This is a genomic window from Prevotella sp. P4-67, assembly GCF_002251325.1.
GTDB lineage: Bacteria > Bacteroidota > Bacteroidia > Bacteroidales > Bacteroidaceae > Prevotella.
In genome coordinates this window covers 143,575-164,638 of sequence record NZ_NPJL01000014.1, presented here as the reverse complement: position 1 = coordinate 164,638, position 21,064 = coordinate 143,575, and the positions used below count along the sequence as shown (strand labels likewise).

The following is a 21,064-nucleotide window of genomic DNA, read 5'->3' as shown; positions in this document are numbered from 1 at the left end:
AAAGACAAGCACATCCTATATTTGGCTAGATCACTAAAAACACGACAATCATTCTTATCTATATGGGAAAAATTAAAGGATTTCTCTTTGCCGTACGACACAGAGAAATCCTAATGACCGATTTGGGATTAACGAAGAAAGCCATTCCGACACCGTGATGATGTCAGAATGGCTTTCCTCCTTTTATATGATAAGATGTATTAGTACTCTTCTTCGGCTACGTCTTCAGCCTCCATGTTCAGGTCTTCGGGGTCGGTGTCGAAGGTGGTGCGATAGCTTTCTTCCGTGAGCTTGTCCTCGTCATAGCTATCGTCGTCCTCGTCATAGTCCTCACCGCTGTCCTCGTTGACATCGTCCAATTCCTCGTCGTCCTCATCCTCGTCAAAGTCACGCATTTTCTTGTCGTCCTCGTCAAATTCCGACTTGTAGCGGGGCTTCTCCACTTCGGGTTTCAGTTTGGCAAAGATGGCCTCCACCCACGAGCCTTTGGGTATCTCGAGCACCTCAAAACCGTCGTTCACTTTCTTCTCATACATGCCGCCGGGCTTGTGCAGACGGTTGGCGGGTAGGGTAGTGGTGCTGATGTCAAAACCGCTGAGGATGATATCCTGAATGCTCTGTGAGAGCGATTCCCAACCACCGCCGAAGTTGCGCTCGAGCACCTCCATGAGCTTGGCAGCCGAGATGTGGCGTATATTTTCATAGGTGAGGTCGGTGACTCTGTTGATAGGACGCTTCTTGACAGCCCACTTCTGTACGTGCTTGTCGTCGAGCTTGATTTGTCCGATTTTGAATCCGCGCTCTTCGTATTTCTCGAAGACTTTGGGGTTGTCAATCTTTATCTCTTCCAGCTCAAAGCCACTCTTGATAATATCCATGTAATGCTGCAGGTTGTCTTTGAAATCGGCTTCCTTTTCGCCACTTTCCCAGAGGCGGAAAATGTCGTTTTCTTGGGCGTCCCAGATATTACTCTTGTTCAAAGTTTTGAGTGTCAGAACTTTATGGTCTTGCTTCATTGTTTGTGTAAAGTTTGGAGTTTGTATTGGCTGCAAATGTATACAACAAATCGTTAAGTTGCAAATTTTTATGCAAAAAAAATCGTATCAATATGAAAAATATCATTAACTTTGCAATAATTATGAGTGAACCGTTAGCTGAAAGGATGCGTCCGCGCACCTTGGATGATTATGTAGGACAGCAGCATTTGGTGGGTCCGGGAGCGGTGCTTCGCAAGATGATTGATACGGGGCATATCTCTTCGTTTATTCTTTGGGGACCTCCTGGCGTGGGCAAGACCACTCTTGCCCAGATTGTTGCCAACATGTTGCAGGTGCCTTTTTACACGCTCAGTGCCGTGACCAGTGGAGTCAAGGATGTGCGCGATGTGATAGAACGTGCCAAGAGTGGGCGCTTTTTCAATTCCGCCTCACCCATACTCTTCATCGACGAGATTCACCGGTTTTCCAAATCCCAGCAAGACAGCCTCCTTGGGGCGGTCGAGCGTGGCGTGGTGACGCTCATCGGTGCCACCACCGAGAATCCCTCCTTCGAGATTATCCGCCCGTTGCTCTCCCGATGCCAGCTCTATGTCCTCAAGTCGCTCGAGGCTTCCGATCTGCTCTCGCTTCTTCATCGTGCCGTGACCCAGGATGTCGAACTCTCCAAGCGCCATATCCATCTGCAGCAGACCGATGCGCTGCTGCGCTATAGCGGTGGCGATGCGCGCAAACTGCTCAACATCCTCGAGCTCGTCATCAGTGCTTCTACCGACGACGAGGTGACCATCACCGACGAGATGGTCGAAGAGCGGCTTCAGCAGAACCCCTTGGCTTACGATAAGGACGGCGAGATGCACTACGACATCATCTCTGCCTTTATCAAGAGCATCCGTGGCAGCGACCCCGATGCCGCCCTCTACTGGATGGCGCGCATGATAGAGGGAGGCGAAGACCCCAAGTTCATTGCCCGCCGCGTGGTGATAAGCGCCGCCGAAGATGTGGGACTCGCCAACCCCAATGCCCTGCTTATGGCCAACACCGCCTTTGATGTGGTCAACAAGATAGGATGGCCCGAGGGCCGCATTGCGCTTGCCGAGGCTGTGGTCTATCTCGCCACCAGTCCCAAGAGCAATTCTGCCTATCTCGCCATCGACGAAGCCCTTGCTGCCGTGCGCGCCACTGGCAATCTGCCCGTGCCACTGCCCATACGCAACGCCCCCACGGCACTCATGAAGGAACTGGGCTATCACGACGGCTATCTCTATCCCCACGACTATCCCGGCAACTTTGTTGCCCAGTCCTATCTCCCCTCCGAGTTGGGTAGCCGCCGCTTCTGGCACGCCCAGCACAGTCCTTCCGAGGAGAAACTCTATCAGCGTATGCTGCAATACTGGGGCGACAGATATAAAGATGACAAGTAAACCAACAATGAATATAGTATTATTGGATATGCAAATAGTATTATTAGACGGATATGCGTCCAATCCGGGCGACCTTACCTGGGAACCCCTCAAAGAGATGGGCGAGGTAACGGTGTACGACCGCACGCAGCCTTCAGAGGTAGTCGAGCGTGCGCATGATGCAGAAATCATAGTAACCAACAAGGTGACACTCACGCGGCAGACGCTTGAGCAGCTGCCCAACCTGCGGCTGATATGCGTCTTGGCCACGGGATACAACACCATCGACACCCTGGCGGCCCGCGACTTGGGCATCACTGTGTGCAACGTGCCTGCCTACAGCACCGACAGCGTGGCGCAGATGGTCTTTGCACAGATACTCAACATGACCAACCGCGTGGCCCACTATGCCCGCCAGACCCGCGAGGGACGTTGGTCGGCAGCGCCCGACTTCTGCTACTGGGATTTGCCCGTGAGCGAGCTCGCCGGCAAGACCCTCGGCATCGTGGGCCTCGGCCATATCGGTGCCAAGGTGGCAAGTATAGCCCGCGAGTTTGGCATGGATGTCTTTGCCTTCACCAGCAAGAACTCCATCGACCTGCCCGACTATATCCAGAAGACCACCCTTGAGGGACTCTTCGGTGTGAGCGACATCCTTACCCTCCACTGCCCGCTCACCCCCGATACCCACGAGCTCATCAACGCCCGCACCCTCGCCCGCATGAAGCGTGGCGCCCTGCTGGTCAATACCGGTCGAGGCCCTCTGGTCAATGAGGCCGATGTGGCCGAGGCTCTTGCCTCCGGACAGCTTGGCGGCTATGGTGCCGACGTGATGTGCAGCGAACCGCCGGCTGCCGACAATCCGCTCTTCGCCCAGCCCAACGCCTTCATCACGCCCCACATCGCATGGGCATCGGTCGAGGCGCGCCAGCGACTGCTCAACGCCACCTTCGACAACATCCGCGCATTCCAGGAAGGCCATCCCCAGAATGTGGTCAATCCCTAAGCGCCATTTGAGATAACCCTTTGCAATGGGCCTGGTCTGTCTGTCAGATTAGGCCCATTGCTTTTTTGTCTGCTGTCTCGCCCCGTCTCTCCCGATGCCATCCATAATATTGTTGCAAACCACGAAACGATTATTTCCCGTCTTTATACCATTGTTTCCAACCACGAAATAACCATTTCGCACCCCGCAAAGATGTTGTCTGTCATCACGGCCATCATCTCTGCCATCGCCGACATCATTGCAGATTGCTGACAACTTTTCGGCTTAACTGCAAAATAATTGGACATTCGCTTTGAATTGCGGGCGAATTGTGCTAACTTTGTCTCATATATAATAATGTAATAGAAAGTAGAATATGGATTTAGTACAACGGTTTATCAATTATACACAGTTTGACACCCAGTCTGCCGAAGACTCTCAGACTGTGCCAAGCACGGCCAAGCAGCTCGTGTTTGCCAAATACCTGAAGGAAGAGTTGGAGCGCGAAGGTCTCTCTGATGTCGAGATGGACGAGATGGGCTACATCTACGCCACCCTCAAGGCCAATACCAAGAAGGAGGTGCCCACCATCGGCTTCATTGCCCACTACGACACCAGTATGGACTGCTCTGGCGCCAACATCAAGCCCCGCATCGTCGAGAACTATGACGGTGGAGACATCGTGCTGAGCGAGGGCATCGTGTCATCGCCCTCCAAGTTTCCCGAGTTGCTCGACCACAAGGGCGAGGACATCATCGTGACCGACGGCCACACGCTGCTCGGTGCCGACGACAAGGCGGGTATAGCCGAGATTGTCGAGGCGATGTGCTATCTGCGTGACCACGACGAAATCAAGCACGGCGACATCCGTGTGGCTTTCAATCCCGACGAGGAGATAGGCATGGGTGCCCATCACTTCGATGTCGAGAAGTTCGGATGCGAGTGGGCCTACACCATGGATGGCAGCGACCTGGGCAACCTGGAGTATGAGAACTTCAATGCTGCTGCCGCCAAGGTCATCATCAAGGGTATGAGCGTACACACGGGTTATGCCAAGGGCAAGATGGTCAACGCCAGTCGTCTGGCTTGCGAGTTCAACGCCTTCATTCCCGAGACCGACATCCCCGAGACTACCGACGGCTACCAGGGCTTCTACCATCTGCTGGGCATCGACAGCCACTGCGAGGAAGCCAAGCTGAGCTACATCATCCGCGACCACGACCGCGAGAAGTTTGAAGACCGCAAGGACTTCATCGAGTCTATCGCTGCCCGTATGAACGAGAAGTACGGCGAGGGCACGGTCAAGGTTGAGCTGCGCGACCAGTACTACAACATGAAGGAAAAGATAGACCCCAACATGCATGTGATTGACATTGTGCTCAAAGCCATGCAGGAGACAGGCGTCACCCCCAAGGTTGAACCTATCCGTGGCGGAACCGACGGTGCCCAGCTGAGTTTCCGAGGTCTCCCTTGCCCCAATATCTTTGCCGGCGGCGTCAACTTCCATGGCCCCCACGAGTTTGTCTCCATCCAGGTCATGCAGAAGGCTGTGCAGGTCATCACCCGCATCTGTGCCATCACCGCTGCATACAACGACTGATTATCCCCAATAGCGATAGAAGCTGTTCCTTGTTGAGGAGCAGCTTTTTCGCTTTTATCCTATACGCTTATGGCTGAACTTCCGGCTCTGGTCAAGGACCTTGCACTCATACTCATCGTGGCTGGCGGCGTCACACTGCTCTTCAAGCGCTTGCGCCAACCCCTCGTTTTGGGCTACATCGTGGCGGGCTTTCTCGTGTCGCCCCACATGCCCTACACCATGTCGGTGATAGACAAGGCCGACGTGCAGATGTGGGCCGACATCGGCGTCATCTTCCTGCTGTTCTCTCTGGGCCTCGATTTCTCGTTCAAGAAGATACTCAAGATGGGCATGGCGCCCATGATAGCCGCCATCACCATCATCCTCTGCATGATGTTTGCCGGCACCGTGGTGGGCCACCTCTTCGGGTGGGCGCGCATGGACTGCGTATTCCTTGGCGGCATGCTTGCCATGTCGTCCACCACCATCATCTACAAGGCTTTCGACGACCTGGGGCTCAGGCAGCAGAAGTTTGCCGGGCTGGTGATGAGCGTGCTCATCCTCGAAGACATCATGGCCATCGTCATGATGGTGATGCTCTCGGCCTTTGCCACCGGGGCCAACCCCGACGGCGAGCAGATGGTGGCTTCGGTCGTCAAGATAGGCTTCTTCCTCACGGTATGGCTGGTGGTAGGCATCTTCTTCATCCCCATGTTCCTGCGCAAGACGCGTCTGCTCATGAATGACGAGACCATGACCATCGTGGCGCTCGGACTCTGCTGCGCCATGGCGTGCATCTCCACGCTGGTGGGGTTCAGCAGCGCCTTCGGAGCCTTCATCATGGGCAGCATCCTTGCCGAGACCATCGAGGCCGACAAGATAATCCAGCTGGTAGAGCCTGTGAAGAACCTCTTCGGTGCCATCTTCTTCGTGTCGGTGGGCATGCTGGTCGACCCCCATATCCTTGTCGCTTATGCCGTGCCCATCGTCATCCTTGTGCTGACCATCCTCGTGGGCCAGAGTGTGCTGGGCTCGATGGGATTTCTCCTGAGCGGTCAGACACTGCGCAACTCCATGCGCTGCGGCTTCTCTATGGCTCAGATAGGTGAGTTCGCGTTCATCATAGCATCATTGGGACTCTCGCTCCACGTCATCGGCAACTTCCTCTATCCTGTCGTGGTGGCGGTATCGGTCATCACCACCTTCCTTACACCTTATATGATCAAGGCTGCCGACCCCGCCTACCACCAGTTGGAGAAGCGGCTGCCCAAGCGGTGGCTGCGGCGGCTGGGCCATCTGGGTCTTGCCACCCACTCGAGTGCGGTGGAAAGCGGCAACTGGCGACTGCTGATGCGCAAGCTGCTCACCACGGCGCTCATCTACAGCATCCTCACCACCGCCACCATCACCCTCATGTTTACCTTCTTCCTGCCCTTCATCCGGCAGATACTGCCCCACTGGTGGGCCAATGGCGTGTGCGGCCTGGTCACAGTGGTACTCATCTCGCCCTTCCTGCGCGCCATCGTGATGAAGCACAACCACAGCGACGAGTTCAAGGCGCTGTGGACGGGCAACCGCATCAACCGTCTGCCGCTGCTCTTTACCATCGTGGCGCGTATCTTCATCGCCGCGGCGTTCCTCTTCTATATCTGCAACTATCTGGCACGCTTTGCCAATGCCATCGTAATCACTCTGGCGCTCATCGTGATAGCCATCTTTGTGATGTCGCGCAATCTGAAGCGTAGCAGCATACATCTGGAGCGACTCTTTGTGCAGAACCTACGTTCTCGCGACATCGAGGCGCAGGTGCGCGGGCGCAAGCGGCCGCTCTTTGAGGGTCATCTGCTTGACCGCGACCTACATATATCCGAGTTTGAGATTCCCCTCAATTCCGCCTTCGCCGGCAAGAGCCTCGCCCGTCTGCAGTGGGGGGCGCGCTTTGGCGTCCTCGTGAGCAGCATCCTGCGCGGTTACCGTCGCATCAACATCCCCGGTGGCTCCACCATCCTCTTCCCCAAAGACAAGATACAGGTCATCGGCAACGACGAGCAGCTGCATGCCTTCGGCATAGAACTCAGCAGCAATCTTGTGCCCGAAGACCCCAATATAGAGAAGCGGGAGATGGGGCTGCACAGTCTCGTCATCCACGCCGGTAGCGCCTTTGTCGGCAAGACGCTCAGCGAGAGCGGCATACGCGAGAACTATGACTGCATGGTCGTGGGAGTAGAAGAGGGGCAGCAGAACCTTACGATGATTAATCCCAAGCGTCCCTTCGAGCAGGGCGACGTCATCTGGGTGGTGGGCGAGCGAGACAGTATTGACCGTCTGCTCCAAGCCTGATGGCGTGGAGATGTGCGTTGCTGTAAAGGTAAAGGGTTGCGTTTAGCCTAAGGTGTTATTACTGGTTTGCCATTATAGCCTACACATTCATGCTCATTATCCTTGCTGCTTGTAACCGGCCGATACTCACATCCGTATCGGCTGAAACTCGCATCCGTGCCGTCCGATACGTATATCCGCATCGTCCGATACGCATCTGCAGAGATGGTCAGCAGAGTTGCCGAGGTACCCTCGGCTCGTGCGGAGGTCATGGCGACGGTGGCGTCTCTTACTATAAACAGAAACAGCAGGCTCTCCCTGATTGGGGGGTGAGCCTGCTGTTGTCTTATGTCTGTGCGAGGGCTGCTGTTGGTGCCCTCGAGTCTTGCCTATGGTCTGGCTGTATGTGGTCAGCGCACCACCACCTTGGCACCCTTGACGATGTAGATGCCCGCGGGCACGCTTACGCGCTTGGTGTCACCAGCCTCGGTACTTACGCGATGCACCAGACGGCCGTCGATACCGTAGATGGCCACGGTCTCGGCCTTGTCGGCACGGATGATAATCTCGCCTTCGCCGCCAGTGATTGCCTTGCCGCCGGTGGTCTCAACATGGTCGATGCCTACGGGCTTGCCTGCCACATAGACAATCTGGAGATTGGCTGGCAGTCTGTACCCCCGACTCTCGTCCTCTACAAGCACCAAATTATAGAAGTAGTTCTCCATGTTTACGTACATTAATGGGCTGAGGTTGTTGTCGATATATGACATCTCGATGCCGCCCATCATGAAGTTAAACCCTACCTCTGCTGGGCTCCATGTCTCTTCTACATAGAGTTCGCTACCATCGTTGGGCACATCAATTTGCTTGTAGCCACCTTTCCAATACTTTTTGCTGCCGTCGCTTGCATCCTCGCAATAGATGAAGTATTGCACCTTACCGGCACCACCTATATTTTTGAATTTATACCTGAATAGGGCGTAGTCATCATTTATCTTGGGGGCTTTGACCCTATTGCCGAAACGGAAAGCGTTCTCGGTCTCGTAGTCGCCCGGTGTGACGTTGGTCTCCACGTTCGTAAGTACCAGGACAGGCTTTGTGGTCATTTCGGCAGTGAATTTCTGGGGCACCGATATATCCTCGCCCGCATCGTCCTTGACCCTGAGGTAGAAGTCGCCTTCTGGTACTTCTACAAGTATAGTGATTTGGCGTGTAATCGTCGAGTGGGCAGGCACACTGATGTAGCAGTCGCCTCCGGGGGTGTTATTGTAATCCTGGTCGTTTCTGCCGGAATGTAGCGTTATAAGTCCGATGTAGTCTTCGTTGCCATTGTTGGTCACCTCCACGTTGAAGGTGGCCTTTTCCAGACCGACTATTTTACCTGCGGGTGTTATGGTGGCGCTGAGCAAGGAGTTGGCCTTGGCCAGCTTATCGGTTGTAGCAATTAGGGTAATGGGCTTCATGCCGTTGATATATAAACACTTGTGCCATGTGGTCTCGCCCTTTTTGCAATAGACGCCGTAGATGGTGTAGGTGCCGTTCTTGGGAGCGAAGTTGAAGTTGGTCTCAACAAATTCACCGCTTAAATTGCTCAGGTTCCTGGGATTGCTGATCAGGGTATATCCGCCCTTGCCATCGCTGATGGCGTAGGCAAACTTGCCGTTAAATGGATTTGCACTGGTGGGGAACAGAGCGTCGCCGAAAGACAGGCTGAATGCCTCTGACTCATTGGCACGGGTGTCCTTGGTGATGTTGAAGTACGTGTTTAGATCATCGCTTGTATATTTGTATACCTCCAACGCGGGTGTAAATACCAATGGCTCGTCTACAATGCCATTGTCGGGCTGGATGCCGATAATCATATCGCAGTTGCGGTTGTATCCATCGGGGGCATTGCCCGAGCCGGCGCCGCCCTTTTTGGGATTGAGGATGGTAATGTCGAAGTATCCGTTCTGATATCCGCCCCAGCCCCAGTTGATGTGGTAAAGTCCAGAACCGTTGCTTCCGTCGCATACAAACTGATGGCCGCTGGTGGAAGAGAAACCTCCATAGAGTATAGGACGTCCGGCGCTGAGCTCGCGGTCTATGAGGTCGGCCCATTCGGCTATGCTGTAGTTGGAACGGAAAACATCGGCAAGCAGGTCGGCGTCGTAACCGAAGTATTTGGACAAATGGTAGTAGTTCACTACGGCTCCCGACGTGCTGCCGTAGTCCATCTCTACCGCTGCGCCGCAATGCAGCATCAGCTTGGCTACTGCCTCTGCTTGTTCAATCTTATAGTTGCCTTCTACATATCGTGGCAACATGTTGTCCCAGTCATAAGTCGCGCCTTGGGAGATACCTGGCATGTTGATTTTGTTGGTTCTGGTGGTGTAGGCGGGAATGTCGGCCATGAGTTTCTTGGGATATTTCCAGAACGCCATAATCTGCGCCATGGCAGTGGCTACACATCCTGTCACCGAACGGTCGTTGCCGTTGTATTTGGGACACATCATGTTGTATGGATAGCCCTGGTTCCACTGTATCTGGCCCAACAGAGGTGCTACCTTTGCTGACGCGCGCTTGGGCGAGGCGGTCATGGCGCGGTGCTCGTTGAGCAAACTCAGTGCGGCGGGGGCTCCAGCCTTGACGGCTTCGGCCATAGCTTTGTAACTATCGAGAAACATGGCCATACCCTCGGTCATCTGGTTTTCGTCGTAGGTTCCGCTGTCGGCATAGCCCAAGATTTCGGGCATACGGTCATCGCCCGACACGATGGTGAAACCCTTGTCGGCGCCGTTGGGAAATACGTAGTAGTCGACTACCTGCTTGAGGTGGCTGTCAACGCCATTGATGGCTCTGGCCTTGGCTCGTGCCTTGCTGTCTATCACTATGCCGAGTCGGGAAGCCTGGTTCTCGGCAATCTTTTGCGCCTGTACGAATGAGCGTGGACCGGCTATAGCCGCCAGCTTCACAAAGAGCACAAGCATCAGAATGAGTAAAGATTTCTTTTGCATAATGAGTTAGTTTGGTTATAGTCAACTGCAAATATACGATTATTTATATACTTTCTATACCAAATCAGTAAAAAATTTTGAATAATAGCTGCTTTTTTGTATTTGATGATATTTATAATGCCTGTTCCGAAGAAAAAACGCGTGGATAATGTCCTTTCTTCTGAACAGGCATTGTGTATGCTTATGGGGTGTCAATGTGACATCAATACCACTGCACGGCGTTGGAATAACCACTGCGCTTGTCGTATTTGAGCGCGTCGGTAAGCGTGGCGGCATTGCAACGGAACGAGAAGTTATAGCTGGTGTATGGCGCGAGCACCACCTGACAGCTCATGTTGAAGCAGTGCAAATCGCGCTGCAACGAGGCGGTGGTCATGCTTATCTTGTGGTTCTCAAAGTCGTAACCCGACGAGAAGCTGATATTCCACCCGTCGCTGATGCGAAGGTTGCCGCTCATGTTGACGGTCTGCGTGAACTTGTAGGGATAGCGCATCTTGTTGTAGTTGAACTTCTTGATGTCGCGGTTCTCGCTCATGGTGACACCATAGCCCACGGTGAGCGACCAGGGCATGGAGAAGAGCATGTAGCCATCGTCGTCGGTGGCAGTCTTTCCGGTGTCCTTGCGCTTCTTGGCTCCGCGCTGTCCTTCTATCATGTCGTCGTCGACATTGCTTTCGATGCCGGTGTCGATGCCTTCCTTCTCTTCTTTGCTGTCTTCTTCGTCGTCACCGCCGTTGAAGAGTTTGCGCAGTTTCTCTGGTGTGAGCGTGAATGAGAAGTTCTGCGACATACCCTGGAAGCGTCCGAAGCGTCCGTAGCCCCACTCTGTGTGGTTGCCCACGTAAGGCCGGCCGTTCTTGTCGAGCTCGTAGGCGTAGGTGGCGAAGACTGCGTGCATGTTGAAGGTATAGTTCTTCCACCATTTCAGACGGATATCCATGCCCAGGTCACTCCAGGGTTTCTCCTTGGCTGCCATGTTGTAAGACATCTGCAGGGCAAAGTTGTCGATGATACTCACCTTCTTGAAGCCGGTACTGTCCTTGTCGCTCTTCATCTTCATCTCGACGTTGTTGGCAAGGCTGAACGACAGGTTGCCGGTCTTTCCGCGTGTGGGGTATCCGAAGGCCGAGCCCTCGTAAGGAGAATACTCGACAAGGTCTACGCTACCGTCGGCATTGGTGCGCTGGTAGGTCTGGTAATAGCCGTAGCGCGCCGCACCGAAGTCTGGGGCGTAGCTGAAGCTGACCTGTGGGGTGAGGACGTGGCGGATGGCCTGTACCTTGTCACCGAAAATCTTGCGGCTGGGCACATAGAAACCATACAACTTGGTGCTGGCGCTCATGGCGAAGTTCCAGTTGTAGACGTTGTGCAGTCCGTTGATGGTATCGTTGACCACGGTGCCGGTGGCCTTGTCCCACGACTTGTTGACCTTACGCAGGTAGGTGCGGTCGGTGAAGTTGAACGCCGGGGTGACGTTTATATAATTAAATAAGGTGAAGGTACCCTGGATAGGGATATTGTGCTGCATACCGTTGCGCCAGTCCTTGGCCAGATTGGACGACATGAGTTTGTCTTCCTTGGTGTCGATGGAGTTGGTGATATGTCCGGTATAGCTCATCGAAATCTTCTCGTACCAGCGCTGCTTTCCGGCTGCGTTCTTGCGACGGAAGGGATAGAAGCGGCTGATGGAGATGTTCATGTCGGGCAGCGTCAGTGCGATGGTGGTATCGCGCATGTTCTGGTTGAGGTTCACTGTCGAGCTCAGCGTCATGCCTATGCTCGAGAAAGTGGTGCTCCAGTTGACCGAAGATGTACGCGTGCTCTGCGTCATGGTCTGCGGATTGTACATACTGTACAGGTTGTTGCGCTCATAGCTGCTTGTGGCGAAGTTGACGCTTGCCGACAGCGTGTTGAACGGATTGGCCTTGGCATCCTGACGGTGACTCCACTGTATCTTGAAGCTGGTCTGTCGGGAGTAGTCGGGCATTCCCTTGTCGCCGGTACGTGTGTCCTGGAAGCTACCTAAGAAACTACCGTTGTATTTGTAACGCTTGCGGTAGTTGGAGGCTGCGCTGAGTCCCCATGAGCCCTTGGTATAAATCTCACCCAAGAGTTTGAGGTCCCACTTGTCGCTCATGGCGAAGTAGTAACCGGCATCGCGCAGATAGAAACCACGGTCTTGCTCGTCGCCATAGCTCGGCATGATGAAACCTGAAGAATAGCTCTTGCTGAAGGGGAAGAAACCATAGGGGATGGCCAGCGGCAGAGGCACATCGGCCACCACGAGATAGGCGGGACCGAACACCACATCCTTGCCGGGGCGCACCTTGGCTCGCGACAGCGCGATGTAGAAGTCGGGGTGCTCGGCGTCGCAGGTGGTGTAACGTCCATGCTTGAGGAAGATTTCTCCCTTGTCGTTGCGCTTGGACAACTGGCTGCTGAGATAGCCTTCCTCCTGGTGGGTGGTCACATTATTGATAAAGCCCTTCTTGGTCTTGAAGTTGAAGGCCATGGTATCGCTCTGGTATTCGGTGTCGCCCATCTTGAATACCGGCTTGTTGCGTATGCCGCCCTTCTCGAGCGAATCGGGGGTACCCACGGCGTGTACCAGACTGCTGTCCATGCTCAAGGCGATGCGGTCGCTGGTCAGGTCCATGTTCTCGTACTTCACATTGGCCTCGCCGTAGATATAGGCACGCTTGGCTTTGGCGTCGTAGACCAGCGAGTCGTTGCCCTTGTAGCTTACCGGTGCGTCGATACCGTTCTTCTTGGCTCGGTTGATAGAGTCGAGGCGTATCGAGTCGTCGATGGCTTTGTTGTGGTGATATATGGCCAGTTGGAGCGAGTCCATCTTGGTGGTATCAATGGCGGGAAGGGTGGGGGTGATGTCTTTCTTAATGGAGTCTTTCAGGGCGATGGTGTCGTTTTTCACCTTCCTGTTTCGCTTCTGACCCGAGGGTGTGGTGGTCTTGGCCATCACAAAGATGATGGCAAACAGGAAGATTACTATAAGCGTTTTAGTCTTCATTAAGACTGCAAAGTTAAAGAATTAATGACTAATTACTATCTGTTTTCTCAATTTTAACGCTATTCGAAGAGATTTTTCCATTCGCGGAAGCGCAAAACGCCCTCTTCTCCGAACTTCTGGAGACTGCGAAGGGCCTCTTCGAAACTCTTTTCGTGGTTGAGCCGGGTCTTGGAGTAGAACTTGTCGGCATAGCAGATGACCTTCTCCTCGATGGTTTCGGGCAGAAAGTCCTCTTCGGGCAACGGCAGCTTCTGGCTGATGATGTCGTGCTTGGTAAGTCCGGCTCCGGTGTGGCGCTCGCATACCCGGGCGTGTCGCGGATAACCTTCGGCGCGCATGAGTTCGGCTCCTATCCGTCCATGACAGATGTAGGGCTCGTCGCCCATGCAGTGTATCGACGGCGCATGGCAGCGGAAGATGCCGATGTCGTGGAGCATGGCAGCCTCGATGACAAACTGGCGGTCGATGTGCAGCTCGGGATGGGCATCACAAATGCGCACAGCACGCTGCATAACGAGCGTGCTGTGCGTAATGAGTATATTCCGGAGGTCGTTGTCCTCCGGATAGTATTTGTCTATTATCTGATTATGCATCTGCCTCGGGGCGCTGAATATAAGCTATCACGTCGCCCTTGCGAACCTTGGCGCCCTGCTTGGCGTTAATCTCTACGAGTTTGCCGCCAAGGTCTGCCTTGACCTCAACAAACTCGCCCCAAGGAGCCTGTATGTAGCAGAATGCGTCGCCTTCCTTGTATTCTTTGCCGATGAATGGCTCAACAGCAGGAGCAGCCTCGCCGTCGCCCTGGAATTCCCAGAACAGCTGTCCCTTGACCGGACATACGATAGCATCGGCCTTTGCGTGCTTGAAAGCAGCCAACTGCTCGGCGCTCAACTGGCTTCCCATCTTTGCATCTTTGGCTTTCTGCAGGTCGGCGAGGAAGTTCTTCTTAGCCTGGCCGCTCTTGAAGTTGCGATACTGCTCGGGGTGCATAGCCAGCTCGAACAGCTCCTCATCGTCCTGACCATACTCCCAACCGTTCTCGTCCATCTCCTTGCGGAAGTCATCGAGGGCGTCGGTGAGCAGTGTGTGGGCGTCGACATCGGTAAACTCGCGGCCCTGCTTCTGAGCCAACTCTACCAGCTCGGGAGCGATGGTGCCAGGAATCTTGCCACTCTTGCCGAGAATCATACCCCACATAGCCTCGTCCATCATCACAAAGCGGCCCTTGCCCTGCTCGATAGTCAGCAGGTTCATCAGCGCGATGTTCTTGACATACTGGCTGAAAGGAGTAACCAGTGGAGGATAGCCCACGCGAGGCCATACATACTCAACCTCATCGAAGAGCTTGATGAGCAGATCGTCCATAGACAGCTCGTCCTCACCCTTCTTCTTGCGTACGTTGTTGATAGTAGTGCGCATACCGCCAAGGTCGGCCATCATAGAACCCATCATACCGCCGGGCAGACCGCAGCCGAGCAGGAGCGAAGACATAATCTTGTTACCGGGGTTGATGAAGTAGCCGAGCCACTCGTCGATAAACTCCTGGGTAAGAGCGCGAGCCTTCATGTAGGCACTCATGTTGATTTCGGGTACCTCGAAGCCCTCGTTCTTGAGCATGCTGATGACAGAGATTACGTCTGGATGCACCTTACCCCATGACAGCGGCTCGATGGCTACGTCGATGATGTCGGCACCGTTGTTGCAGACCTCAAGGATGCTGGCCATAGACAGGCCAGGACCAGAGTGGCCGTGATACTGGATGATGATTTCGGGATGCTTGTCCTTAATCATCTTGGTGAGCTTGCCCAGGAATGCGGGCTGACCGATACCGGCCATGTCCTTCAAACAGATTTCCTCGGCGCCAGCCTCTATCAGCTCGTCGGCGATATTGTTGTAATATTCAAGAGTATGTACGGGAGATGTAGTTATACACAGAGCGCACTGGGGAATCATGCCGCCCTCCTTGGCCCACTTGATAGAGGGCTTGATATTGCGAACATCGTTCAGACCGTCAAAGATACGGGTGATGTTGGTACCCTGCTTGGCCTTAACCTTGTACATCAGAGCTCGTACATCGTCGGGCACGGGATACATGCGCAGCGCGTTGAGACCGCGGTCAAGCATGTGGGTCTGGATGCCCACCTCATTGAAAGGTTTGCAGAATGCGCGCACGGCGTCGTTAGGATTCTCACCGGCCAGAAGGTTCACCTGCTCAAAGGCACCACCGTTGGTCTCCACGCGACTGAAGCAACCCATCTCAATGATTACCGGAGCGATGCGCTCCAACTGGTCCTTGCGTGGCTGGAACTTACCAGAGCTCTGCCACATATCTCTATACACGAGACTGAACTGAATTTTCTTCTTCATATTATCGATAATATTTTTAATATCACTATATTTCAAGGTGCAAAATTATACAAAAAAAACCAATTAGCTCATGATTGCTGCTTTTTTTTGTTCTTTGGTGGAATTTAATTGTCCCATTTCGCTTCCATTGTTGACTTCCGGCCCACTCATTTGGCTTTCCTTTCCCCTTGTTTTCCTCTTCGTCAGCGCCCCCATTGTGCCGCGTTGCAGGCGGGTTATCCCCCTTCTTGCCCTCGCTGTCGCCCTCGGCCGTGGCTTTATTTATAAAAAAATAGTCGCTTCCTCCCTGTTTCTCATAATTTATGAGTAACTTTGCGGCGACTTTTGCCGTGGGCATCCCTTTATCCATGAGAGTGCCGCAGATGAGGAACGCCTTGTCTTCCCTTGTCAGGGTGGCGGCAGAGTCTTACATAACTGACAGACAAACCAAGAATGAAGAAAACAATTTATACCAAGTTTGACAAAACTCTGATTACGGCTCTTCCCGTGGTCGAGTTTCCAGGGCGCATTATCACCATCCTCACAGCGGGTGAGGCCGAGCGCGCCGTCGATTATCTGTTGACGCAGCCCATATTGGGCATTGACACCGAGACACGCCCCGCCTTCCGCAAGGGAAAGACCTACAAGGTGGCGCTGCTTCAGGTTTCGACCCACGACACCTGTTTCCTGTTTCGTCTCAACCGCATCGGCGTGACGCCAGCTATCATTCGTCTGTTGGAGAATACCACGGTGCCCATGGTGGGACTGTCGCTGAGCAACGACTTGCTGTCTCTGCACCACCGCGCCGACTTCAAGCCAGGTATGTTTGTCGATTTGCAGAACGAGGTAGGCCGCCTGGGCATCCAGGACCAGTCGCTGCAGAAGCTCTATGCCAACCTCTTCCACGAGAAGATTAGCAAGCGCCAGCGGCTCACCAACTGGGAGGCCGACGCGCTTACCAACCGCCAGTGTCTCTATGCCGCCACCGACGCTTGGACCTGCATCCGCCTCTACGAGGAAATCTGCCGTCTCGCCGAGACCGGCGACTATGAGCTGGTGACCGTCGAAGATCCCGCTCCGAAACAAGAACGCAAACCCATAAATACAGAAGCATAATGCCACAATACCCATCTGTCATACTCAAGCGAGGCAAGGAAGAAAGCCTGCGCCGTTTCCATCCCTGGATATTCTCGGGCGCTATCATGCGCATGGACGAGGGGATAGGCGAGGGCGACATCGTCAACGTCTTTTCTTCATCGGGCGATTTCCTCGCCTGTGGCCACTATCAGATAGGTTCCATCGCCGTCAGAGTGCTGTCCTTCCGTCAGGTCGAGATTGACGCCGAGTTCTGGGAGAGCCGCTTGGCTTCGGCGCTGCAGATGCGTATAGCCATAGGCATAGCCGACAACGAGCGCAACAATACCTACCGACTCGTACACGGTGAGGGCGACAATCTGCCTGGTCTCGTCATCGACTGTTATGGTGCCACCGCCGTGATGCAGGCCCACAGTGTGGGTATGCACGTGAGCCGCCTGGCTGTGTGCGACGCCTTGGTCCGTGTGATGGGCCACCGCATCGAGAATGTCTATTACAAGAGCGAGACCACGCTGCCCTTCAAGGCCGACCTGCGTCAGGAGAACGGATTTATGTATGGTGGCAGCGACGACAATACCGCTGTCGAGAACGGCCTTCGCTTCCATGTCGATTGGCTCAAGGGCCAGAAGACCGGTTTCTTTGTCGACCAGCGCGAAAACCGTTCTCTTCTCGAGCAGTATGCCCGTGGCCGCACGGTTCTCAATATGTTCTGCTACACTGGAGGCTTCTCTGTCTATGCCATGCGAGGCGGTGCGCAAGCCGTCCACTCGGTCGACAGCAGCGCCAAGGCCATCGAGCTTACCAACCGCAATGTCGCCCTCAACTTCCCTGGTGACGCCCGTCACGAGGCATTCTGCGATGACGCCTTCAAGTATCTCGATGCCAACGACAAGAAGTACGACCTCATCATTCTTGACCCTCCTGCCTTTGCCAAACATCGTGCTGCGCTCCATAATGCATTGAAAGGCTACACCCGACTTAACGTTAAGGGCTTCGAACGCATCAAGCCAGGTGGCATCCTGTTCACCTTCAGCTGTTCGCAGGTCGTTACCAAAGATAATTTCCGCAACGCTGTCTTCACGGCAGCCGCCCAAGCCGGCCGCAAGGTGCGCATCCTGCATCAGTTGCACCAGCCTGCCGACCATCCCATCAATATCTATCACCCCGAGGGTGAATACCTGAAGGGACTGGTACTCTATGTTGAATAAAGAAGTAAGCCAATTCATCGCCGCCCATGACCTCCTGTCTCCGGGCGACACACATCTGATAGCCCTCTCGGGTGGCGCCGACAGCGTTTGTCTGCTGCTGGTGCTCCGACGGCTGGGTTATCAGGTTGAGGCGGCTCACTGCAACTTCCACCTCCGTGGCGACGAGTCCAATCGCGATGAGCAGTTCTGCATCGACCTCTGTCGCCGTCACGCCATCCCTCTTCATCTTGCCCACTTTGACACCCGTGCCTATGCCGACCTCCATAAGGTGAGCATAGAGATGGCTGCACGCGATTTGCGTTATGGCTATTTCGAGCAGTTGCGCCTTTCCATCGGTGCCGCCACCGTGTGTGTGGCCCACCATCGCGAAGACAGCGTCGAGACCGTGCTCCTCAATCTCATCCGGGGTACCGGCATCGACGGACTCACCGGCATCGCTCCCCGCAATGGTCATGTGGTGCGTCCGCTGCTTTCCGTGAGCCGCCGCGACATCGAAGAGTGGCTCAGCGAGCAGGGTGAGGGATATGTCACCGACAGCACCAATCTCGTCAACGACGTCAAGCGCAACAAGGTGAGACTCGATGTCATCCCCCTGTTGCAGACCATCAACCCCTCGGTTGTCGACAGCATCTACCAGACCTCGCTCCGCCTCACCGAGGCTGTCCGCATGGCCAATTCCCCTGTCATCCACGACCGTTATCAGGGCGACACTCTGTCCTTTGCCATGTTGCGCAGCGAGGCGTCTGCCGAGTATGTGCTCTGGCATCGCCTGGCACCGCTCGGCTTTACCCCCGCGCAGGTCGAGGATATGGCGGCAGCCATCGACGGTCGTCCTGGCATGGAGTGGCAGTCGTCTACACACATCGTGGTGACCTCTCGCGACGCCCTGGTCATCGCCCCGCTCGAATCCCAGGCTCCCCAGCCCGTGGTAATGCCCGAGGCAGGTACATACCTCATCTCTTCGGGCGAGCGGTTGAGGCTGGAGCTGGCGCCTTACACCCCCGATATGCCCATTTCCCGTGACCCGCTGAGCGTGATGCTCGACGCCACAGCCGTCGAACTGCCCCTCACCCTGCGCCGAGTGCGCCAGGGCGACCGCTTCACGCCCCTTGGCATGCGCGGCAGCAAGCTCGTAAGCGACTACCTCACCGACCGCAAGCGCAATCTCATCGAGAAGCGGCACCAGCTGGTCGTTACTGATGCCCGTGACCGTGTAGTGTGGCTTGTGGGCGAACGCCCCGACCACCGTAGCCGCATCACCGCCGACACACGACGATATATACAGCTCACATACATACGCCCATGACACCCCTTGTCCTCACAGTCATCATCCCCGTCTACAAGACCGCTGCCACCCTTGACCGCTGTGTCGAGAGCGTGCTCAGCCAGGCTGACGGTTGTGAACTCATCCTCGTCGATGATGGTTCGCCCGACTCCTGTGGTGACCTTTGCGACCGGTGGGCAGAGCGTAGCGACCGCATCAGCGTCGTCCACCAACCCAATCGCGGTCTCAGTGCCGCCCGCAACTCCGGCATCGCCCGCAGCCATGCGCCCTACGTCACCTTTGTCGACAGCGACGATGTGCTCCAGCCCCATACGCTGCCCCCGCTGCTTGCCCTGCTCGCCGCCCATCCCGACTACGACCTCGTCGAATATCCCGTAGAGATACACTATGGCTCGCCGCGCTGCCACCAGCTTGCGTTGGCCGATGCCGTCTATACCGACTGGCGCCGTTACTGGCTTGACGCCCGCGCCTACACCCATACCTACGCCTGGAACAAGGTGTTCCGCCGCAGCCTCTTCGACCATTGCCTCTTCCCCGAAGGACTTACGTTTGAAGACGCCTGGCTTCTGCCGCGCCTGCTGCTCCATTGCCGCGCGATAGCCACCGTCACCACGGGCCTCTATCGTTACTACGACAATCCGCAGGGCATCACCCGCACCGCCACCGGTGCCGACCTCTCCCTGCTGCTTGCTGCCCATTGCTATGTGCTGCCCCTGGTGAGCAACGCCGACTATTATGCCCATGTGGTCAATGTCGCCCTCGATGTTTACCACGCCACCGGCCGTGTGCCTTCGCTGCCCCGGCTGCCTTACTGGCATACTCCCAAGTTATTGATTAACCGATTATTAGGATTCAGATTCTTATGCCGACTACACCAACTGCTCCGGCCACGCCACTGATGACCTTTGTCATCACCTGCTACGACCTGCCCGCCGATATGTTGCGCGAGTGCGTCACCGCCATCTTCTCCTTGGCTTTCCAGCCTGGCGAGCGCGAAGTCATCGTCATCGACGACGGCTCCAAGCTGCCCGCCATCACCGATATCGATGACGTAAAAGACCAGATTATCTATCTGCGCCAGCCCAACAGCGGCCTTGCCTGCGCCCGCAATATGGGTATCAGAGTGGCTACCGGCCGCTACATCCAGTTTGTCGATGGCGACGACTATCTTCTGCGTATTCCCTACGAGCATTGCCTCGACCTCGTGCGTTATCATAACCCCGACATGGTCTTGTTCGACTTCTCCACCCGCTCCTCGGTAGCTACACCTTATTCTTATGAAGGTCCCATGTCGGGCAGCGAGTATATGCAGGGTCACAACCTCCACGGCACAGCCTGTGGCTATATCTTCAGCCGCGAGCTGTTGGGCTCTCTGCGCTTCACAGCCGGCATCCTGCACGAAGACGAGGAATTTACGCCCCAGCTCATCCTCCGTGCCGAGCGCCTGTTTTATACCGACGCCAAGGCATACTACTACCGTCAGCGCCGAGGTTCCATCATGCACGCCGATGCCGCCAACCACATCGACAAGCGGCTCTCCGACTCGCTGGCTGTCATCCTGCGCCTGCAGCAGATGGCTGCCACCATGCCCGAGACCGACCGCCAGGCTCTCGCCCGTCGCGTCGCCCAGCTCACGATGGACTACCTCTACAATACCATCCAGCTTACCCACAGCCGCCAGCGCCTCGACGACGCCATTGCCACGCTCGAGCAGCAGGGACTCTATCCGCTGCCCGACAAGCGTTACACCCGCAAGTATTGGATGTTCCGCCGGCTCGTCCAGTCCAAGATGGGACGCAGCCTGCTGTTACATATAGTAAGATAA

15 protein-coding genes are annotated in these 21,064 nt (G+C 55.2%); 9 read left to right on the top strand and 6 right to left on the bottom strand.

Going from position 1 to position 21,064, the window contains the following annotated elements; genetic code table 11:
• Positions 1 to 200 precede the first annotated feature (200 nt).
• Positions 201 to 1,016: a hypothetical protein gene (locus CIK92_RS02610; protein WP_094388062.1), complete on the bottom strand. Its 816-nt coding sequence runs from the start codon at positions 1,014 to 1,016 to the stop codon at positions 201 to 203.
• Positions 1,017 to 1,138: 122 nt separating this feature from the next.
• Between CIK92_RS02610 and CIK92_RS02605 the strand changes: the two genes are divergently transcribed.
• The 4 genes from CIK92_RS02605 (at position 1,139) to CIK92_RS02590 (ending at position 7,302) form a co-directional block, all read left to right on the top strand.
• On the top strand, positions 1,139 to 2,419 hold the full coding sequence (locus CIK92_RS02605) for a replication-associated recombination protein A (protein ID WP_094385014.1): 1,281 nt from the start codon (positions 1,139 to 1,141) through the stop codon (positions 2,417 to 2,419).
• Positions 2,420 to 2,447: 28 nt separating this feature from the next.
• Positions 2,448 to 3,404 (top strand): D-2-hydroxyacid dehydrogenase, encoded by a 957-nt coding sequence (locus tag CIK92_RS02600; protein ID WP_094388061.1) that lies wholly within the window; start codon positions 2,448 to 2,450, stop codon positions 3,402 to 3,404.
• A 355-nt stretch (positions 3,405 to 3,759) separates the two neighbouring features.
• Positions 3,760 to 4,983: a peptidase T gene (pepT, locus tag CIK92_RS02595; RefSeq protein WP_022311634.1), complete on the top strand. Its 1,224-nt coding sequence runs from the start codon at positions 3,760 to 3,762 to the stop codon at positions 4,981 to 4,983.
• A 69-nt stretch (positions 4,984 to 5,052) separates the two neighbouring features.
• Complete coding sequence (locus tag CIK92_RS02590; RefSeq protein ID WP_094385020.1) at positions 5,053 to 7,302, top strand: cation:proton antiporter; 2,250 nt, start codon at positions 5,053 to 5,055, stop codon at positions 7,300 to 7,302.
• A gap of 389 nt (positions 7,303 to 7,691) precedes the next feature.
• On the opposite strand, the gene CIK92_RS02585 is transcribed toward CIK92_RS02590, so the two are convergent.
• From CIK92_RS02585 to CIK92_RS02565, 5 genes are all read right to left on the bottom strand, one after another.
• Positions 7,692 to 10,277, bottom strand: a complete 2,586-nt coding sequence (locus CIK92_RS02585; protein WP_094388060.1) for a C10 family peptidase — start codon at positions 10,275 to 10,277, stop codon at positions 7,692 to 7,694.
• 202 nt (positions 10,278 to 10,479) lie between these two features.
• Complete coding sequence (locus tag CIK92_RS02580) at positions 10,480 to 13,305, bottom strand: putative LPS assembly protein LptD (protein ID WP_094388059.1); 2,826 nt, start codon at positions 13,303 to 13,305, stop codon at positions 10,480 to 10,482.
• Positions 13,306 to 13,364: 59 nt separating this feature from the next.
• Entirely contained in the window at positions 13,365 to 13,898 is a 534-nt protein-coding gene (locus CIK92_RS02575) for an HD domain-containing protein (protein WP_094385026.1), read from the bottom strand.
• Complete coding sequence (locus CIK92_RS02570; protein ID WP_094385028.1) at positions 13,891 to 15,672, bottom strand: biotin/lipoyl-binding protein; 1,782 nt, start codon at positions 15,670 to 15,672, stop codon at positions 13,891 to 13,893. Before CIK92_RS02570 ends, CIK92_RS02575 begins: the two co-directional genes overlap by 8 nt.
• 25 nt (positions 15,673 to 15,697) lie before the next feature.
• Positions 15,698 to 16,021, bottom strand: coding sequence for a hypothetical protein (locus CIK92_RS02565; RefSeq protein ID WP_094388058.1), 324 nt, complete (start codon positions 16,019 to 16,021; stop codon positions 15,698 to 15,700).
• Positions 16,022 to 16,104: 83 nt separating this feature from the next.
• Here CIK92_RS02565 and CIK92_RS02560 point away from each other — a divergent pair, with 83 nt between their 5' ends.
• The 5 genes from CIK92_RS02560 to CIK92_RS02540 are packed head-to-tail and all read left to right on the top strand — an operon-like array spanning position 16,105 to position 21,064.
• Positions 16,105 to 16,767: a 3'-5' exonuclease gene (locus CIK92_RS02560; protein WP_094388057.1), complete on the top strand. Its 663-nt coding sequence runs from the start codon at positions 16,105 to 16,107 to the stop codon at positions 16,765 to 16,767.
• Positions 16,767 to 17,954, top strand: coding sequence for a class I SAM-dependent rRNA methyltransferase (locus CIK92_RS02555; RefSeq protein ID WP_094388056.1), 1,188 nt, complete (start codon positions 16,767 to 16,769; stop codon positions 17,952 to 17,954). The genes CIK92_RS02560 and CIK92_RS02555 overlap by 1 nt, the downstream gene beginning before the upstream one ends.
• A complete protein-coding gene (gene tilS, locus CIK92_RS02550; protein ID WP_094388055.1) occupies positions 17,944 to 19,260 on the top strand; it encodes a tRNA lysidine(34) synthetase TilS in 1,317 nt (438 codons plus the stop codon). The genes CIK92_RS02555 and tilS overlap by 11 nt, the downstream gene beginning before the upstream one ends.
• Positions 19,257 to 20,138: a glycosyltransferase gene (locus CIK92_RS02545; protein WP_094388054.1), complete on the top strand. Its 882-nt coding sequence runs from the start codon at positions 19,257 to 19,259 to the stop codon at positions 20,136 to 20,138. The genes tilS and CIK92_RS02545 overlap by 4 nt, the downstream gene beginning before the upstream one ends.
• Complete coding sequence (locus CIK92_RS02540; RefSeq protein ID WP_094385039.1) at positions 20,102 to 21,064, top strand: glycosyltransferase; 963 nt, start codon at positions 20,102 to 20,104, stop codon at positions 21,062 to 21,064. Before CIK92_RS02545 ends, CIK92_RS02540 begins: the two co-directional genes overlap by 37 nt.

Excerpts from the sequence above, each read along its gene's own strand:
- CIK92_RS02585 (WP_094388060.1), bottom strand. The coding sequence starts at position 10,277 with ATGCAAAAGAAATCTTTACTCATTCTGATGCTTGTGCTCTTTGTGAAG.
- CIK92_RS02590 (WP_094385020.1), top strand. The coding sequence starts at position 5,053 with ATGGCTGAACTTCCGGCTCTGGTCAAGGACCTTGCACTCATACTCATC.
- CIK92_RS02555 (WP_094388056.1), top strand. The coding sequence starts at position 16,767 with ATGCCACAATACCCATCTGTCATACTCAAGCGAGGCAAGGAAGAAAGC.
- CIK92_RS02545 (WP_094388054.1), top strand. The coding sequence starts at position 19,257 with ATGACACCCCTTGTCCTCACAGTCATCATCCCCGTCTACAAGACCGCT.
- CIK92_RS02600 (WP_094388061.1), top strand. The coding sequence starts at position 2,448 with ATGCAAATAGTATTATTAGACGGATATGCGTCCAATCCGGGCGACCTT.
- CIK92_RS02580 (WP_094388059.1), bottom strand. The coding sequence starts at position 13,305 with ATGAAGACTAAAACGCTTATAGTAATCTTCCTGTTTGCCATCATCTTT.
- CIK92_RS02565 (WP_094388058.1), bottom strand. The coding sequence starts at position 16,021 with ATGGATAAAGGGATGCCCACGGCAAAAGTCGCCGCAAAGTTACTCATA.
- tilS (WP_094388055.1), top strand. The coding sequence starts at position 17,944 with ATGTTGAATAAAGAAGTAAGCCAATTCATCGCCGCCCATGACCTCCTG.
- CIK92_RS02570 (WP_094385028.1), bottom strand. The coding sequence starts at position 15,672 with ATGAAGAAGAAAATTCAGTTCAGTCTCGTGTATAGAGATATGTGGCAG.
- pepT (WP_022311634.1), top strand. The coding sequence starts at position 3,760 with ATGGATTTAGTACAACGGTTTATCAATTATACACAGTTTGACACCCAG.
- CIK92_RS02560 (WP_094388057.1), top strand. The coding sequence starts at position 16,105 with ATGAAGAAAACAATTTATACCAAGTTTGACAAAACTCTGATTACGGCT.
- CIK92_RS02575 (WP_094385026.1), bottom strand. The coding sequence starts at position 13,898 with ATGCATAATCAGATAATAGACAAATACTATCCGGAGGACAACGACCTC.
- CIK92_RS02540 (WP_094385039.1), top strand. The coding sequence starts at position 20,102 with ATGCCGACTACACCAACTGCTCCGGCCACGCCACTGATGACCTTTGTC.
- CIK92_RS02605 (WP_094385014.1), top strand. The coding sequence starts at position 1,139 with ATGAGTGAACCGTTAGCTGAAAGGATGCGTCCGCGCACCTTGGATGAT.
- CIK92_RS02610 (WP_094388062.1), bottom strand. The coding sequence starts at position 1,016 with ATGAAGCAAGACCATAAAGTTCTGACACTCAAAACTTTGAACAAGAGT.